Raw genomic sequence first — 282 nt, forward strand, 5'->3', positions numbered from 1 at the left:
CAATGGCACTGACTACCAAACCACGGTTGATGAAAATGGCAACTGGACAGTGGATGTGGCGGGCAATGATCTAGCTAACGACACCGAGTTCGAAGTGAGCGTGGCGTCAACGGACGCGGCGGGCAACGAAGTAAACAGCACAGCAACATCAACCCACACGGTTGACTTAGAAGCGGATGCAGGCACCGTAACGGTGGCCGATATCACGGCAGATGACGTGATTAATGCGGCAGAAAGTGGACAAACTATTGCGGTCACCGGTACGGCAACGGGTGGCGACAT

At 54.6% G+C, this 282-nt stretch carries 1 protein-coding gene; it reads left to right on the top strand.

What is annotated here, in order from left to right; translation table 11 throughout:
- Window positions 1–94: 94 nt before the first annotated feature.
- Window positions 95–282, top strand: a 188-nt coding sequence (locus A6E06_RS14615; RefSeq protein WP_176713295.1) for a hypothetical protein, incomplete at its 3' end; no start/stop codon positions are given.

Source organism: Aliivibrio sp. 1S175, assembly GCF_001690985.1.
Lineage (GTDB): Bacteria > Pseudomonadota > Gammaproteobacteria > Enterobacterales > Vibrionaceae > Aliivibrio.